The 15,497-nt window shown below is 57.8% G+C and carries 15 protein-coding genes; 7 read left to right on the top strand and 8 right to left on the bottom strand.

Annotation, left to right across the window (positions count from 1 at the left end; translation table 11 throughout):
• Nucleotides 1-4: 4 nt before the first annotated feature.
• The gene (locus tag JYB84_RS01860; RefSeq protein ID WP_207321759.1) at nucleotides 5-883 is read right to left on the bottom strand and encodes a radical SAM protein; all 879 of its coding nucleotides are present in this window, start codon (nucleotides 881-883) and stop codon (nucleotides 5-7) included.
• Between the two features lie 111 nt (nucleotides 884-994).
• Between JYB84_RS01860 and JYB84_RS01855 the strand changes: the two genes are divergently transcribed.
• Nucleotides 995-1,243 carry a hypothetical protein gene (locus JYB84_RS01855; RefSeq protein ID WP_207321758.1) on the top strand — a complete coding sequence of 83 codons (249 nt, stop codon included), beginning with the start codon at nucleotides 995-997 and terminating at the stop codon, nucleotides 1,241-1,243.
• Nucleotides 1,244-1,301: 58 nt separating this feature from the next.
• Here the strand turns inward: JYB84_RS01855 and JYB84_RS01850 are convergent, their stop codons facing one another.
• The 4 genes from JYB84_RS01850 to JYB84_RS01835 form a co-directional block, all read right to left on the bottom strand.
• A complete protein-coding gene (locus JYB84_RS01850; protein WP_207321757.1) occupies nucleotides 1,302-1,619 on the bottom strand; it encodes a putative quinol monooxygenase in 318 nt (105 codons plus the stop codon).
• Entirely contained in the window at nucleotides 1,616-2,080 is a 465-nt protein-coding gene (locus tag JYB84_RS01845; RefSeq protein WP_207323064.1) for a GNAT family N-acetyltransferase, read from the bottom strand. The genes JYB84_RS01850 and JYB84_RS01845 overlap by 4 nt, the downstream gene beginning before the upstream one ends.
• 93 nt (nucleotides 2,081-2,173) lie before the next feature.
• Nucleotides 2,174-3,769 carry a DHA2 family efflux MFS transporter permease subunit gene (locus JYB84_RS01840; RefSeq protein WP_207321756.1) on the bottom strand — a complete coding sequence of 532 codons (1,596 nt, stop codon included), beginning with the start codon at nucleotides 3,767-3,769 and terminating at the stop codon, nucleotides 2,174-2,176.
• A 10-nt stretch (nucleotides 3,770-3,779) separates the two neighbouring features.
• A complete protein-coding gene (locus JYB84_RS01835) occupies nucleotides 3,780-4,829 on the bottom strand; it encodes an HlyD family secretion protein (RefSeq protein ID WP_207321755.1) in 1,050 nt (349 codons plus the stop codon).
• 100 nt (nucleotides 4,830-4,929) lie between these two features.
• On the opposite strand from JYB84_RS01835, the gene JYB84_RS01830 reads away from it, so the two are divergent.
• From JYB84_RS01830 to JYB84_RS18455, 3 genes are all read left to right on the top strand, one after another.
• Nucleotides 4,930-5,874, top strand: a complete 945-nt coding sequence (locus JYB84_RS01830) for a LysR family transcriptional regulator (protein ID WP_207321754.1) — start codon at nucleotides 4,930-4,932, stop codon at nucleotides 5,872-5,874.
• A gap of 162 nt (nucleotides 5,875-6,036) precedes the next feature.
• Nucleotides 6,037-7,065: a DUF4382 domain-containing protein gene (locus JYB84_RS01825; RefSeq protein ID WP_207321753.1), complete on the top strand. Its 1,029-nt coding sequence runs from the start codon at nucleotides 6,037-6,039 to the stop codon at nucleotides 7,063-7,065.
• Between the two features lie 239 nt (nucleotides 7,066-7,304).
• Nucleotides 7,305-7,436, top strand: a complete 132-nt coding sequence (locus JYB84_RS18455; protein ID WP_266097106.1) for a hypothetical protein — start codon at nucleotides 7,305-7,307, stop codon at nucleotides 7,434-7,436.
• Nucleotides 7,437-7,549: 113 nt separating this feature from the next.
• On the opposite strand, the gene JYB84_RS01820 is transcribed toward JYB84_RS18455, so the two are convergent.
• Complete coding sequence (locus tag JYB84_RS01820) at nucleotides 7,550-9,043, bottom strand: cytochrome-c peroxidase (RefSeq protein WP_207321752.1); 1,494 nt, start codon at nucleotides 9,041-9,043, stop codon at nucleotides 7,550-7,552.
• A 254-nt stretch (nucleotides 9,044-9,297) separates the two neighbouring features.
• Here JYB84_RS01820 and JYB84_RS01815 point away from each other — a divergent pair, with 254 nt between their 5' ends.
• A complete protein-coding gene (locus JYB84_RS01815) occupies nucleotides 9,298-10,185 on the top strand; it encodes a prohibitin family protein (protein WP_207321751.1) in 888 nt (295 codons plus the stop codon).
• Nucleotides 10,186-10,263: 78 nt separating this feature from the next.
• Here the strand turns inward: JYB84_RS01815 and JYB84_RS01810 are convergent, their stop codons facing one another.
• The gene (locus JYB84_RS01810; protein WP_207321750.1) at nucleotides 10,264-11,592 is read right to left on the bottom strand and encodes an SO_0444 family Cu/Zn efflux transporter; all 1,329 of its coding nucleotides are present in this window, start codon (nucleotides 11,590-11,592) and stop codon (nucleotides 10,264-10,266) included.
• Nucleotides 11,583-12,044 (bottom strand): Zn(2+)-responsive transcriptional regulator, encoded by a 462-nt coding sequence (zntR, locus tag JYB84_RS01805; protein ID WP_207321749.1) that lies wholly within the window; start codon nucleotides 12,042-12,044, stop codon nucleotides 11,583-11,585. Before zntR ends, JYB84_RS01810 begins: the two co-directional genes overlap by 10 nt.
• Nucleotides 12,045-12,359: 315 nt before the next feature.
• On the opposite strand from zntR, the gene purH reads away from it, so the two are divergent.
• Nucleotides 12,360-13,973, top strand: coding sequence for a bifunctional phosphoribosylaminoimidazolecarboxamide formyltransferase/IMP cyclohydrolase (gene purH, locus JYB84_RS01800; protein WP_207321748.1), 1,614 nt, complete (start codon nucleotides 12,360-12,362; stop codon nucleotides 13,971-13,973).
• A gap of 57 nt (nucleotides 13,974-14,030) precedes the next feature.
• Nucleotides 14,031-15,326, top strand: a complete 1,296-nt coding sequence (purD, locus tag JYB84_RS01795; RefSeq protein ID WP_207321747.1) for a phosphoribosylamine--glycine ligase — start codon at nucleotides 14,031-14,033, stop codon at nucleotides 15,324-15,326.
• The last annotated feature ends 171 nt before the right edge of the window (nucleotides 15,327-15,497 follow it).

Raw genomic sequence — 15,497 nt, 5'->3', positions numbered from 1 at the left:
TCGGTCACAGGCCCCGTTGCCACTCCTGTCGCAGTGGCAACAGGCCATCGCGGGCCTGACGCAGTTCGTCAAGCAGGCGCGCCTTGTCCCGCCCCAAGATGCCCTTGAGCGCCAGGTAATTGGAAGCATGATCCGAGCGGAATATGGTCTGTCGCAACTCCAACTGCTCCAGCATCAGCGCCAGCTCATCCAGCAGTCCCCGGGTTGACGGCAGGCGAAAATCCCCCTCATAGCAGGCATCCAGGCGTTGCTTGCCAAGGGGCAGGCTCACCACCAGGGTGCTCAGGTAATGGGGCTGGGCGGCATTCATCAGCGCTGCCGATGCCAGGGCATGCTGACGCGACAGCGCCTCTCCTCCGAGCCCAGTGAGGATCATCACCGAAGACTTGATCCCGGCACTGTGCATTTTCTCAAGGGCCGCCAGCGAGGATGCATAGGTCTCCCCCTTGCCGATGCGCCTGAGCACCTCATCGTCACCGCTCTCACAGCCCACATACAGCAATGACAGCCCCAGCTCACGTAAACGCTGCAATTGCTCCGGAGTTTTGTTACTCAGATTGCGCGGCAGGCAATAGCTGCTGATGCGCTGTACGCCGGGCAAGTAATGGTGAATAAGCTCGCAGATGGCTTCCAGGCGGGCAAAGGGCAAGGTCATGGCATCGCCATCGGCCAGGAATACCCGGCTGACAGGCCGGCCGCTGGCCGCCACTTGCTGCAGGTCGGCCTCAATCTTGTCGGCCTTGAAGGCGCGAAAACGCTTCTGGGGCTGGGTGTACATGTCGCAGAAGGCACACTGATTCCAGCTGCAGCCATTGGTCACCTGCAGGATAAGTGACTTCCACTCCGACGGTGGCCTGAACACAGGCCCTATGTAATCAAGCATGGGCATAACCTAATTGTGCGCGGATTTTGTCGAAAATTTGCGCTGGCTCATATCCCGGACAAGGGATCCTGACTACACTGAATTATTCAGTCAGCTAAAGACGGCAAAATAATGGATTCTGCAGTCACAGGCAATCAGAACAGACGGACGGTTCCGCTCAGCCACGAACAACATTGGCAGGCCATGACGGCCGAACAAAAACTGACCTTGTATCGGCTGCAGCCCTGGGGCTACCGGTTGCTGTTTGTTCGCAATCAAGCGTCAGCGCCCCTTGCCATTATTGCCCAGGATCAGACCCTGGCCACCCTGAGTGCCGATGGTATCCTGGATACCGAACCCGGAATTGTTCTGCGGCACTGATCTCTGCTCCACAAGAAAAAGCCCCGATCATTCCGGGGCTTTTCGTATCCGTTCACTATCAGACGATAATCTCGTGATAGGTTTCCACATGGAAGGACTCCACCAGCTCGGGCATCACCTTGTGGAAATAATCCTGAATGGCATCCTTGGCACAGTGGGCCTCAAAGGCCGCCACATCGACAAACTTCTCCACAAAGGTAATGCGCCTGGGTTCATCGCGGCTTTGATTCAGCTCATAGCGGATACAACCGGGTTCACGGCGGGTATCTGGGATAAGGCTGCCCAAGGCCTCAATCAAGGCCACTTCCTTGCCGGGAAAGGCCAGAAAGCTGGCGACACAAACCAGTTGGCTGCGGTTGATGCTGTATTCGGTCATAGCGAACGTCCCTGTTGATAGTGCATGTCCAGATGGGGGATCCCATCCTCAAGATAAACCTCGGAAATGGCTTCAAATCCCAGGCGAGAATAGAAGCCCCTGAGATAATCCTGGGCTCCTATGGTAATGCCGTATTCGGGCCAGTTGGCCAGAGTTTGGCTTATGGCACGCTGCATCAGCTCCCCGGCCAAACCGGCCCCCCGGGCGCTGGCGGCCACGGCCACCCTGCCTATGCTGGCATCCCGATAACTCAGTCCCGGCGGCAGCAACCTGGCATAGGCCAAGGGTTGCCCCCCGTCGTCCAAGGCCAGCAGATGCAGGGTGTCAGGGTGCAGATCCTTGTCATCCAGCTCGGGATAGGGACAGGTCTGCTCCACCACGAACACATCAACCCGCAGCTTGAGCAGACGGTACAGCGTCAGGGTGTCAAGCTGGTCAAAGCGCAGCGATTGCCAATGGATAGATTGCCTTTGAGTCATCGGGCCTCCTTGAAGAATCTCCCGAGTCTAACATCGCTGCAATCGAAGAAAAACCTCTGCGCCTCGGCACCTTTATCAGTGCATACCCTCGACTGCCACGGCCTGGGCAGGCGCCTTGCGGATCATCAGCACAGCAATAACGGCCAGCAACAACAGGGCCCCCATCAGGAAGAACACATCGTTGTAAGCCTGAATATAGGCCTCCCGCGACATGGTTTGTCCCAGCAGGCTTTGCGCCATGGCATCGGCACTGACCCAGTTGTTGCCACCGGCAAACAGGCTCTGGCTCTGGTTATTGAGGTATTCCTGGGCCTGGGCGCTGACCGCCGGCAGACTTTCGCGGATATGGGCCAGGTGCATTCTGGCCCGGGTATCGGCCACAGTGGCCACCAGGGCTATGCCGAAGGCGCCCCCCAGGTTGCGGATTACGTTCAGCAGCGTCGACGCGCTGGGGGTATCGACGGGCTTAAGGTGCATGGTGGCTATCATGCCTATGGGCACCAGGATAAAAGGCTGGCCCAAGGCCCGCACCACCTGGGACAACACCATTTGGTCACCGGCAAAGTCGAGACTCATGTGGGAATTGAGGTAATAGCTGATGGCAAACAGCAAAAATCCCCAGGCAGCCAAATAGCGGCCATCAAACCTGGCCATCAATTTGGGCACCAGTGGCAACACCAGCAGCTGCGGAAAGCCCATCCACATGATCACCTCACCGATTTCCAGCGGGGTATAGTTGTGGATCTGCGACAGGTATAAAGGGATAAGGTAGATGGCGCCAAACAGGGCCATACCCAGCAGAAAATAAGCCAGCGAGGACAGGGCAAAGTCGCGCTGGGCCAGCAGCCTCAGATTCACCAGAGGGTTAGTACGCCTCAGTTGCAGCCATACAAATAACACCAGATTGACCGCGGCTATGATGCTCAGATTGAAGATCAGATCCGAACCAAACCAATCCTTGCGGTTGCCCTCCTCCAGCACCACTTCCAAACAGCCCATGCCCAGCGCCATGGTGATGATCCCCGGCACATCGGCGTCCTTGAGCTTGTCCCAGAGGATCGGACGTTTCGGCAGCCCGTAGGCCAGCATATAGAGCACCAACAATCCCGGCGGCACGTTGATGTAAAACAGGTAATGCCAACTGAAATGCTCGGTCAGCCATCCCCCCAGAGTCGGGCCAATGGACGGTGCAAAGGTGGCCGTGACGCCGAACAGCGCCATTCCCGCGGCACGTTTGTCATCGGGCAGGCATTCGAGGATCAACCGAAAGGCCAGCGGAATGAGCGCGCCACCAAAAAAGCCCTGCAGGGCACGGAAGGCAATCATGGCTTCCAGATCCCAGGCCAGGGAGCAAAGTATCGACGCGAAGATAAAGGCCGCCGTGGTCCACACCAGATAACGGCGCACCGACAAACCGGTGCTGAGCCAGCCCGACAGGGGAATAGCTATCATCTCTGCCACCAGGTAGGCGGTGGAAATCCAGGAGCCCTCCTCCAGGGTTGCCCCCAGGCTACCCTGAATTTCCTTCATCGACGCGTTGGTGATCTGTATATCGAGGATCGCCATAAAGGCGCCAATAAGACCACCGGCCACGGCTATCCAGGCCCGGCGGCCACCGCGCTCATAACCCGCCTCAACCTGAGGTGCCTGTTCTGCCGTGATAGTGCTCATAGCTGCCGCCTCAACGCTTGGCCGTGATAGCGGCATCCGTGGTCGCGATTTCGGTATCCACAGACACCACGGCGCTCAGGCCCGGCACCACTCTCCCGGCCAGTTCATTGGCATCAAGCCGAATACGCACCGGAATACGCTGCACTATCTTGGTGAAGTTGCCGCTGGCATTTTCGGCGGGCAACAGGGCAAATTTGGCGCCGGACGCCGGTGACAGACTGTCAATGATTCCATTGAAGGAATGGTCGGGAAACGCATCGAGTGACACCTGCACCGGCTGTCCTGGCTGCATGTGCTGGATCTGGGTCTCCTTAAAGTTCGCCGTGATCCACACTGCGCCATCCGGCACCAAACTGAACAGCGCCTGGCCCGGTTGGACATACTGCCCCACCATGGCTCCGCGCTTGCCGACAATCCCGGCAAAGGGCGCCCGGATATCGGTATCGGCCAACTGCAGCCTGGCCAATTCAACACTGGCCTCGGCCTGCTCCACATCGGCAGCCACCTGCTGCAGCTGCGCCTGGTATACCGCCAATTCCCGCTCGCGGGCATTCAGGGCAGCCTTGGCCTCGTCAAGACGGGCACTGGCCGCATTACTGACCGAAGCCAGCTGATCCACGTCATCCTGGGAGCTGTAATTCTTTTGTCTCAGCTTCTGGGCCCGCTCCAGCTGCTGCTGGGCCCGGTTGAGATCGGAACGGGCCGCAGCCACCCCGGCCTGCGCCTGGGCTATGAGCGCCTGCTGCAACACCACCTTGGCGTCGAGGGTGGTCTTCTGGGCCCGAACGCTGCTCAGACTGGCTTCGCTCTGGGCCAGGCGGGCCTTGAACTGACTGTCTTCCAGCTTGGCCAGCAATTGGCCGGCCTGCACATGCTGGTTGTCGGTAATGCTGGAGGCCACCAGGTATCCGGCCACCTTGGCACTGACATGGGAAATGTCGGCTTCCACATAGGCGTTGTCCGTGGTTTCGGTGAAGCGCAACTGGCTCCAGCCATAGCCACCAGCCGCAGCGAGTGCCAATACCAGGGGCAGAATGATGAGGGCTTTGGACTTGGGCATGAAATAGACTCCTGTGTTAGTGAGTGCTATTGTACGACTGTATCGCCAATATTATTAGTCAGCTAAAATTCAACCCACTGTTCCACAGGTGTAACAATAAATGGATCTCAACCGGGTACAAATATTCGCCCAAGTGGTCGAACAGGGCAGCTTCACGGCCGCGGCCAACGCCCTGGGGGTCACCAAGGCCACCGTCAGTCGCAAAGTCGCTGAATTGGAAGCGGATGCCGGGGTACAACTTTTGTATCGCACCACCAGGGCACTTAAGCTGACCGAAGCGGGCAGCGAGTATTACAGCCACATCCACAGAATATTGTCGGATCTGCAGCAGGCCGAAGATCTGCTCAGTGCCAGCCAGCTGGACGTGCGTGGCAGCCTGAAAATTGCCTGCCCCATTGAACTGGGGCAACTGGTGCTGGGAAAGATACTGGCCCGCTTTCTGGCCAAATACCCGGAAATCAATATTGAAGTGGAGCTGACCAACCGCAAGGTGGATCCGCTGGAGGAAGGGGTTGATATCCTGTTCCAGATAGCCGAGCCCAAGGACAACCGGCTGCACACCCTGGCATTGCTCAACACCCATAAGGTGTTATTGGCGAGCCCCGCCTACCTGGCCAAATATGGTACGCCGAGCACACCGGACGATTTGAACCGGCACAAGGCCATACGGCTGCACTCACCCCACATAGACATTGAATGGAGCCTGTTCGACGGTAAACGCTGGGTCACCCCGGAGCCCCTTGCCCAGCTGACGGTCAACAATGTCACCCTGGCACGGGAAGCCGCCATCGAGGGTCTGGGCATTGCCACAGTTCCTACTATGATTGCCCAGGAAGCCCTGGAGCAGGGATTGCTGGTACCTCTGCTGGAAGATTTTCCGATGCGCCAGACCAACGTGACCCTGAGTTACCCCAAACGGGCCTATCTGCCACGCAAGTACCGGGTATTTATCGAATTTATTTACCAGTACCTGTTTACCAACAACGGCGCCGAGGTATTGCAGGTACCCGACTTCATCCAGCGGCCCGACGACACGGCCCGCTAAGCCTGCCCTCTTGCCGTTGCCAATAGCGAATGAATTGCGTTTACGCTATGCTGTCCCGAGGGCGTGCTTTGGCACGTACCCTGGGTTCAGGGAAGATCCCCAATAATATAAAAGGGATAAGACGTAACTCTGAATAACACAACTCAAGGAGAGTGGTGCATTATGAAATACACTCACACATTAATTGCCCTGTCGATTGCCGGTTTACTGAGCGCCTGTGGCGGCGGCAGCGACAGCAAGGGCCCGGACATGGGCCAATTCAGCCTGGGCGTATCTGACAACCCAGCCGATGCCCAGAACGTGGTCATCGCCTTCAAACAAGTGGTGCTCAAAAACAGCAGCACCGGGGAAACCTTCTCTTTCGACGTGTCCAACAGCGGCGCCGCCAAACAGGTGGACCTGCTTGAATTCCAGGGCAGCTCGGCAGAATCCCTGGTGACCGGGGTACAAGTTCCCTTTGGCACCTACCAAATGTGCATCTATATGCAGAACAACGAAACCTTTGACGCCAACGGTTCCTATGTCAAAGACGGTGACGGCGCCGATCTGGGTCTGGTGACCAACAGCAATGGCAGCTGTGGTGGCACGGGCGCCGATGAAGCCGGTACCGGCCGACTGTTCTTCAATAAATCATTCACCATTGCCGCCGGCGCCAACAACTATGTGGCCGAATTCGATCTCGGTCGCGGTATTGTCGGCCCACACGGCAACAAGGATTACTGGACCCTCAAGCCCACCTCGGTGCAACTGGTTAACACCGCCGAAGTCGGCGCCATCAATGGTCAGCTGAGTGACGACATTATGACTGCCTGTGAAACCGCCGCCGGTGGTTCCGAATTCAGTCATGCCATATACCTGTATCCCGACGCGACTGCGCTGGAAAACATGAGCGACGTCCGTCTTGCGGCCACAGCGCCCCAGGTATTGCCAGTGGCTTCCGCCCGGGTCAACGAGATCCTCAACGAGCAACAGCAGGTCACGGGCCACAGCTATGAGTTTGGTTTTGTGGTCGCCGGCAGCTACAGCCTGGGTTACACCTGTGTGGCTCAAAATGACGATCCCGAAGCCGACGATGCCCCGACAGATGTGGAAATGCCTTTCTTCATCCATGCCGATGAGCAGGGTGTCACCGTGACTCAGGGCACCACCACCACCCGCAATCTGCCGATGGATTTCGTACCCGCTACCTAATCCAGTCGCAATAACCAGCCCCGGTATTACCCGGGGCTTTTTTATTGCTGCTTTTTTAGTCTTATTACGTCTAATGCAATCGCTAAATATTCTATCGAAACAGGGCTCACAATGCGGCAGCCGCGGCTTACACTGAGGCGTAGCCTGCCTTTTGTCAGGCACCACACAGAGGGATATCCAAGCCCCCTGCGCTGTCAGTGAGAACTTATAACGCGACCCTTCGGGACATGGAGCAGACTATGAGTAAAGAGCACAGAAGCAGCAAGAATCAGAAGAAACAACCCTTAATGACGGCCAAGGAAAAACGCGCCGCCAAGCATGCCAAAAAACAGGGCGCAGCCCCAACCAGAGTTGAGAACATCAACAAGTAGCAAGGCGCTAAGCATACCCCCGCAAGAGTCAATCGGTCTCAAATTCTCGGGTGGCACGCCGTCACAAAAAAGGCACTCATATGAGTGCCTTTTTACTTCAGCTTGACTCGCTATTACTCGAATTTGGCATGCAATTGCATACTGTCCGGATCGGCTGTGGTATCGGACGGGATCCACTTGGCCAAACAGGCAGTGTCCAGCACGCACCTGTCGGTCAGGGTCGCGAGGAAGGCCAGCAGTTGGTCCACTTGCGCCTCCGTCAGCGCCACATCCTGCAATACCGGCGCCCCCATGGTGCGATCGGCCAGCAGCTTGTCCAGGGCCGCCTGGGTATTGACCATCATCTTGTCCCCCTGCACGCCTTGCTGGGCTATGGCATTCGCCTGCTGATAGTTGGCCACCGACTCGGCCGCGTTCAGGTGATGTTTGACCATATCCCTCAGGCTGTCGAAGGCACCACTGTGACCGTAGGGTGCAGTTTCGGTGACGTTCAGCAGGGTTGGGGTACGGAAGGCAAAGCGATCGCGCTCTTCCTTGCTAACCCGGAACCGACCAAAGTCATTGCTGCCATCCGCGCCATCGCCCTTGCCACGGCCCAACTGAGGCAGGGCAATATTGTGATGGCGCTCGTCGGTAAAGAAGTCGCCCCTATGACAGGAAGCGCAGTCGGCACCGCCCTGCTCCTGCGAAGCGAAGAACAGCTGCGCCCCCTGCTTGGCATCAAAAGTGATGGCAGCGTCATCGCCCTTGACGAAATCCCGCCAGGGCGTATCGACAAACACCTGGCTGCGTTCATATTCGGCAATGGCACCGAAGAGGTTTTCTTCGGTGATAAGGGCTTCGGCTGTCCCCTCCGGCTGACCCAATCCCAAACGGAAAGCCTCAAGCCATTGGTTTTCGGTTAAATCTGCATTGTCCCCCCTGAGGCGGGCAATCAGGTAGGCACGAATAGCGGCATTGTTGAGATCGCCCTTATGGTGTCCCTTCATTTCTTCGTTTGAGGTAACAGGGAAACGTGTCTGGGCCTGTACCAGATTGACGGCGTTGGTATCCGCGCTCAATCGGTCGCTGGAATCCGGCGTCACTATGCTGGTGCCTTCCCCGTTGGCGCGCGGCGTCGCCTCCAGACTTTCGATGCGGCTGTCGTGAAAAATGCTGCGATCCCACAGGGCAATGTTAAAGGTGGTGGGGGCATTGCGCGGCACTGTTGGGCCACCATCAAAAGCGGTCCCTGCCGAGCTGTGCTCCCGCCCAGGTCCCAATAAATCGGGATCAACGGCTTCGACCCCGACAGGCAAACTGAGATCATCACCACCACCGAGCAAGGGGTGGTGGCAAGTCACACAGGCAGTATCCATCTCACCGCTGAGGGCCTTGGTGAAAAACAGCTGCATGCCGAGCTCGGCCTTGGGATTATTCTCCATGGCGGGTAAGCTGCGCCCTTCGGAGGGGTCGCCCCTGAACCCCAATTCACTCACAGTCTGGCGCAGGGTTTGGGTCAGCAGTTGTTCTTCACTCGGCTCCGGCGGAGTATTGTCCTTGTCACTGCCGCACGCCCCCAACAGGGTTGCCGCGGCCATACAGATAGCCAATTTACGCATTTCCATGCTGACATTCCTTTTGTATGCAGCAAAAAACGCTGCTTTGTAAAATTTTTGTTAACCCTATAGAAAGTTACGGGGAGACACAAGCCAGACCAGGCCACCAGCCTGGGTCGAAATCGCATCGCATTCTGATAAATGTGCTTATATAACGGCAACTTGCCCCACCCACGCTATTGGGTTAGATTGCCTTTACTACAACAGCTGTCTGCAACATTTTGGTCAATCAGGGCCACACTCACCTTTGCAAGGGATGCTCAATGTTTAAAAGCGATATCTCCACCCCGGCCTCCAATCACCTCGGCAAGATCATTCCCGTGGTCCTGCTGCTTCTGCTGTTCATCACCTTTTTGGGCAGTTGGTACACTGTCGATCAGGGCGAACGTGGCGTGCTGCTGCGTAACGGCAGGGTCATAGGCACGGCCGAACCTGGTCTTGGCTTCAAGATCCCCCTGATTGATACTGTGGTGAAGATTTCCACCCAAACCCACACCACCAGCTATGGCACGCTGCAGGCCTACAGCCGTGATCAGCAGCCGGCAACTCTGAAAGCCTCGGTCACCTACAGCGTGCCACCGGACAGGGTTGAAGAAGTGTATGCCAATTTCAAAAGCATTGATGCCATGGTGGCACGTCTGCTCGACAGGCAGGTCCCCACCCAGGTGGAGAACATCTTTGGTAAATACACGGCGATTTCCGTAGTGCAGGAAAGGATCAAGTTCGGCATAGACGTCACCGACGCCATAGTGCATGCGGTTAAGGGCCCGATTGAGATCACCTCGGTACAGATAGAAAACATCGACTTCAGCAACGCCTACGAGAAATCCGTCGAGGACAGGATGCGCGCCGAGGTTGAAGTGCAAACCCAGTTGCAGAATCTGGAAAAAGAAAGGGTCAGTGCCCAAATTGCGGTAACCCAGGCCCAGGCTCAGGCAGACTCACAACTGGCCCGTGCCAAGGCCGAAGCCGAGAGCATCCGCATCAAGGGTGAAGCCGAAGCCTCAGCCATCAAGAGCCGCGCCGAGGCCCTGGCCCAGAACTCCAACCTGGTGGAACTGACCAAGGCCGAAAAATGGGATGGCAAGCTGCCAACCACTGTGCTGCCAAACGGTGCCCTGCCCTTTATCGACGCCAAGAAAGGCAACTAAGACTGAAATAGATGGCCCGAAACAAAAAATCCCCGGCTCAGATATCCTGATCGGGGATTTTCTTTTTCAATAACGAATTCAGGAACAGCAGTCACCGGCAGCTTTTTTACGCCGCGGCAGTTTTTGCCACAGCGCCCGCCCCATTAGGGCGGCCAATACCAGGCCGCTGATGGCCACCAGGGCTGGCGATAACATGGCATGCTCGGCACCGATCTGCGGCGCCACCTCAAAGCCAAATTTCTCCACCAGCAGATTGACCAGCATACCAGCCACCAGGGCCACGCCCAGCACACCGCCGAGGTAGCCATAGAGGGCGCGCTTGCCAAGCTCCTTGGTCACCACACCCAGGGTGGCAATATTGGTCGCAGGACCGGCCATCATAAACACCAACACGGCTCCGGGAGAGACACCGGCCAGCAAGAGTCCTGCGGCAATGGGTGTGGATGCGGTGGCGCAGATATACATGGGAACGGACACCAGCACCATCACCAGCATGGCCAGTATGCCATTGCCCCACTGGGCCAGATAGTCGGCGGGGACATAGGTTTGCACCAGCGCCGCAAAGAACAGCCCCACCAGCAGCCAAAGGGCGGTATCGCTTACCAGGTCTGTGGCGGCGTATTGCAACCCACGGACTACCTTTGCCGGAACTGACGCCTCCTCCTTTACCGCCGAGCCTGAATCGCAACAGGAAGTGCTTGCCGCAGTGTTTTCACCGGCACAGCAAGAGGAAACGGCCACGGCAGCAGAACTGTCGCAACAAGCTTCCGCCTTTGGAGCGCTGTCGCAGCAGCTTTCAACCTTGGGGGCGCAGCAGCTTGGAGTTTCAGCCTTCGGCGCACAACAGCTGTCGGCTTGCGCCTTGGCCTGGGGTTTGAACGTCGCTGCGGCCAGGGGAGCCAAAGTCGCAGGCGCAGCCGTCATGGGTGTGAAACGGCTGGCGGAAGCGGCAGGCGCCTTGCCGCCCGCGCATCCATCGGCAGTGGCATTTGGGGTTGCTGACGGTACTGCGTCATCATCGCGGCCCACCAGCATACCGGCCACTATGGCACTGGTAACCGCCGCTATGGGCCGCACTATGGCCATAAAGGGACCGAGCAATACGTAGGATACGGTAACCGAGTCAACGCCAGTCTCCGGGGTCGATACCAGGAAAGAGGTGGTGGCCGCCTTGGAGGCGCCGCTGCGGCGCAGGCCCACGGCGGCCGGGATCACCCCGCAGGAGCACAGTGGCAGCGGAGCCCCCAACAGCGCCGCCTTCACAGTCGCCTTGAAACCATGGCCACCGAGCTGCCTTTGCATCCATTCCATGGGCACAAACACCTTTAGCAAGCCGGCCAGGATCAGGCCCAGCAACAGCCAGGGAGCCGACTCCAGAAACAGGTGAAGAAAATTGGTCAGCAACATGGTTTTTTGTCCTTGTCTGCGATGTGTTGGTGAGATTCAGGCCTGACCTGATGATTGGTTTCCAGCGCTTCCAGAATGGAGCAATGCATAGCACTCTCGGGGCCGCCGCAACAGGCATCCGACAAGCGCTGCAATGAATCACGAAACGCCGAGAGTTCGGCAATCCTGGCGCTGACCTGTTCCAGCTTAACGTCCACCATGCCCTTGACGTCGGCACAGGCCCAGTCGGCCTTATTCAGCTCAATGGACAGCAGCTCGGTGATCTCGCTCAGGGTAAAGCCCACGGCCTTGGCCCGCAGAATAAATCTGAGCCTGGCGGCATCCTCACTGCTGTACAACCGGTAGCCCGAGTCGCTGCGCATCGAGGGCGAGAGAAGCCCGTGCTTTTCGTAAAATCTCAAGGTGTCAGCCTTGACCTCACAGAGGTCGGCCAGTTCGCCAATCCGGTACATTTGCCTTACCCGATAATGCATCTGATGGGGTGATTATAAACCTTGGAGTTAAATCCAAGGTCAAGGGTTATTTCCACTTGTGCTGTTCGCGACTGTGTTCGCAGAGCAATATTGTGAAATCGCGCAGAAAAAAAACCGCAATCGGCAGTTTTACGGTAGAATACGCGCGCCGAAACGGCACCCTGGCATACCAATAAATCCGACTTGGGGACACCCGAGGGACTTTTGGAAAGCATTCCGGCATCGAAATCTTTGATGCTGTTTTGTTTTCCGAAAGATCCTTGAACCCTAAAAAAGCGGAAAACTGTACCCAAAATGAATAACGCCAGACCCATTCGTCGCGCGCTGCTGAGCGTGTCCGATAAAACAGGTATCCTCGAGTTCGCCCAGGCACTGCATGCCCAGGGCGTGGAACTGCTGTCCACCGGCGGCACAGCCAAGCTGCTGGCCGACAACGGCGTGCCTGTGATCGAAGTTTCTGACTACACAGGTCACCCTGAGATTATGGACGGTCGGGTCAAGACCCTGCACCCCAAGGTGCACGGTGGCATTCTGGCGCGCCGCGGTCTGGACGAAGACGTGATGGCCGCCAACAACATAGGCCCTATAGATCTGGTGGCCGTTAACCTGTATCCCTTTGCCGCTACCGTGGCCAAGCCAGGCTGCACCCTGGAAGACGCCATCGAGAACATCGATATTGGCGGTCCCACCATGGTGCGCGCTGCTGCCAAGAACCACAAAGACGTGGTGATTGTGGTTAACGCCAAGGACTATGACAGGGTGCTGGCCGAAATGAGCGCCAACGGCGGCTCTACCACCCACGCCACCCGTTTCGATCTGGCCATTGCCGCCTTTGAGCACACCGCCGCTTACGATGGCATGATTGCCAACTACTTCGGTACCCTCGTACCACCGCACGCGGTAAATGGGGCTCCTGCCCACAGCGACGACGAGTGTCACGACGACTCCAAATTCCCCCGTACCTTCAACACCCAGCTGGTGAAGAAGCAGGATCTGCGCTACGGCGAAAACAGCCATCAGAGCGCCGCCTTCTACGTGGATCTGCACACGGACGAAGCTTCAGTGGCCACCGCCACTCAGCTGCAGGGCAAGGCACTGTCCTACAACAACATCGCCGATACCGATGCGGCGCTGGAGTGCGTAAAAGAATTCGACGCCCCGGCCTGCGTTATCGTCAAGCACGCCAACCCCTGCGGTGTGGCCCTGGGCGACAACCTGCTGGACGCCTACAACCGCGCCTACAAGACAGACCCAACCTCCGCCTTCGGTGGCATCATAGCCTTCAACCGTGAGCTGGATGCCGAAACCGCCAGCGCCATTGTTGAGCGCCAGTTTGTGGAAGTGATCATCGCCCCCGTGGTCAGCCAGGCCGCCCGTGACGTGGTCGCCAAGAAGACCAATGTGCGTCTGCTGGAATGCGGTCAATGGGCCGAGCAGACCAAGGGCCTGGACTACAAGCGCGTTAACGGTGGTCTGCTGATCCAGGACCGCGACCAGGGCATGGTGACCGAGGCCGATCTCAAGGTGGTGTCCAAGCGTCAACCCACAGCGGCCGAACTGAAAGATCTGATGTTCTGCTGGAAGGTAGCCAAGTTTGTTAAGTCCAACGCCATAGTTTATGCCAAAGACGGCATGACCATAGGTGTGGGCGCCGGCCAGATGAGCCGCGTCTACAGTGCCAAGATCGCCGGCATCAAGGCCACCGACGAAGGTCTGGTGGTTGAGGGCTCGGTAATGGCTTCAGACGCCTTCTTCCCGTTCCGCGACGGGATCGACGCCGCGGCCGCTGCCGGTATCAGCTGCATCATCCAGCCCGGCGGTTCCATCCGCGACGAGGAAGTGATTGCCGCCGCCGACGAGCACGGCATGGCCATGGTGTTCACCAACATGCGCCACTTCCGCCACTGATAAAGTTCAGGCAGCCTACGGGCTGCCTTTCGCATTCAAGTTATAAGGAATAAGCAGATGAAAATCCTCGTGATTGGCAGTGGTGGACGCGAACATGCCCTGGGCTGGAAGGCTGCCCAAAACCCTGCTGTTGAAACCGTATTCGTTGCCCCAGGCAATGCCGGTACCAGCCTGGAACCCAAGCTGGAAAACGTCGCCATCGAGGCCACCGACATTCCTGCGCTGCTGGCCTTTGCCAAAGAAAGCAAAGTAGACCTGACCATAGTGGGCCCCGAAGCGCCGCTGGTGATTGGTGTGGTGGATGCGTTCCGCGCCGAAGGCCTGACCATTTTCGGCCCCACCCAGGGTGCTGCCCAGCTGGAAGGCTCCAAGGCCTTTACCAAGGACTTTTTGGCCCGCCATAACATTCCTACCGCCGATTATCAGAACTTCACTGAAATTCCGGCCGCCAAGGCCTTTGTATCCACGCTTGCCGCCAAGACCGGCTTCCCCGTGGTGATCAAGGCCGATGGTCTGGCCGCCGGTAAGGGCGTGATCATCGCCCAGGACCAGGCTGAGGCCGATGCCGCCATCGACGATATGCTGGCCGGCAACAAGTTTGGCGACGCAGGTTCCCGCGTGGTGGTGGAAGAATTCCTCAGGGGCGAAGAAGCCAGCTTCATCGTCATGGTCGACGGCAAAAACATACTGCCGATGGCCACCAGCCAGGATCACAAGGCCCGCGACAATGCGGACCACGGTCCCAACACAGGTGGCATGGGTGCCTACTCGCCCGCCCCCGTGGTGACCCAAGACGTACACGACTGGGTGATGGCCAACGTCATTCGCCCAACCGTTGATGGCATGGCAGCCGAAGGCAATGTCTACACCGGCTTCCTCTATGCCGGTCTGATGGTGGACCCTCAGGGCGAAGCCAAGGTGCTGGAATACAACTGCCGCTTCGGCGATCCCGAGACCCAGCCCATCATGATGCGCCTGAAATCTGATCTGGTTGAGCTGTGTCTGGCTGCCTGCCGTGGTGAACTGGACCAGGTAACCGCCGAGTACGACAGCCGCGCCGCTGTGGGCGTGGTGCTGGCCGCCGGTGGCTATCCAGACGAGTATCGCAAGGGCGATGTGATCGAAGGTCTGTCCCTTGGCAACACAGACGCCAAGGTGTTCCATGCCGGCACCAAGATGGTTGATGGCCGCGTCGTCACCAACGGTGGCCGCGTGCTGTGCGCCACCGCCCTGGGCAACAGCGTGACCGAAGCACAAAAAGCCGCTTACGCTCTGGTGGATGAAATCCACTGGGACGATGTCTACTTCCGCACCGACATAGGCTACCGCGCCATCGCCCGCGAACAGCAGTAATCGCAGCCACTAAGACGGCCGACGGCTGTCGCAGCTCTGCCTTAAAAAACGCACCCAAGAGGTGCGTTTTTTTAACGCCGATCAATAAATGTAATGAAAAAGTTGCAAAGATTTGAGTGCAGGTGCCGCGACAGGCATACTTATACCCGCGCCCAAGGCGCCGAAGGAATG

The sequence above is a fragment of the Shewanella cyperi genome (assembly GCF_017354985.1).
In the GTDB taxonomy this organism is placed as follows: domain Bacteria; phylum Pseudomonadota; class Gammaproteobacteria; order Enterobacterales; family Shewanellaceae; genus Shewanella; species Shewanella cyperi.
The sequence above is the reverse complement of the archived record's forward strand: the minus strand, read 5'-3'. Positions and strand labels throughout refer to the sequence as shown.

Bases quoted from the DNA above. Each gene is read 5' to 3' on its own strand.
- JYB84_RS01810 (WP_207321750.1), bottom strand. From the start codon at position 11,592: ATGTTGCTGACCAATTTTCTTCACCTGTTTCTGGAGTCGGCTCCCTGG.
- JYB84_RS01815 (WP_207321751.1), top strand. From the start codon at position 9,298: ATGTTTAAAAGCGATATCTCCACCCCGGCCTCCAATCACCTCGGCAAG.
- JYB84_RS01855 (WP_207321758.1), top strand. From the start codon at position 995: ATGGATTCTGCAGTCACAGGCAATCAGAACAGACGGACGGTTCCGCTC.
- JYB84_RS01830 (WP_207321754.1), top strand. From the start codon at position 4,930: ATGGATCTCAACCGGGTACAAATATTCGCCCAAGTGGTCGAACAGGGC.
- JYB84_RS01825 (WP_207321753.1), top strand. From the start codon at position 6,037: ATGAAATACACTCACACATTAATTGCCCTGTCGATTGCCGGTTTACTG.
- JYB84_RS01835 (WP_207321755.1), bottom strand. From the start codon at position 4,829: ATGCCCAAGTCCAAAGCCCTCATCATTCTGCCCCTGGTATTGGCACTC.
- JYB84_RS01840 (WP_207321756.1), bottom strand. From the start codon at position 3,769: ATGAGCACTATCACGGCAGAACAGGCACCTCAGGTTGAGGCGGGTTAT.
- purH (WP_207321748.1), top strand. From the start codon at position 12,360: ATGAATAACGCCAGACCCATTCGTCGCGCGCTGCTGAGCGTGTCCGAT.
- purD (WP_207321747.1), top strand. From the start codon at position 14,031: ATGAAAATCCTCGTGATTGGCAGTGGTGGACGCGAACATGCCCTGGGC.
- JYB84_RS01850 (WP_207321757.1), bottom strand. From the start codon at position 1,619: ATGACCGAATACAGCATCAACCGCAGCCAACTGGTTTGTGTCGCCAGC.
- JYB84_RS01860 (WP_207321759.1), bottom strand. From the start codon at position 883: ATGCTTGATTACATAGGGCCTGTGTTCAGGCCACCGTCGGAGTGGAAG.
- JYB84_RS18455 (WP_266097106.1), top strand. From the start codon at position 7,305: ATGAGTAAAGAGCACAGAAGCAGCAAGAATCAGAAGAAACAACCCTTA.
- JYB84_RS01820 (WP_207321752.1), bottom strand. From the start codon at position 9,043: ATGGAAATGCGTAAATTGGCTATCTGTATGGCCGCGGCAACCCTGTTG.
- zntR (WP_207321749.1), bottom strand. From the start codon at position 12,044: ATGTACCGGATTGGCGAACTGGCCGACCTCTGTGAGGTCAAGGCTGAC.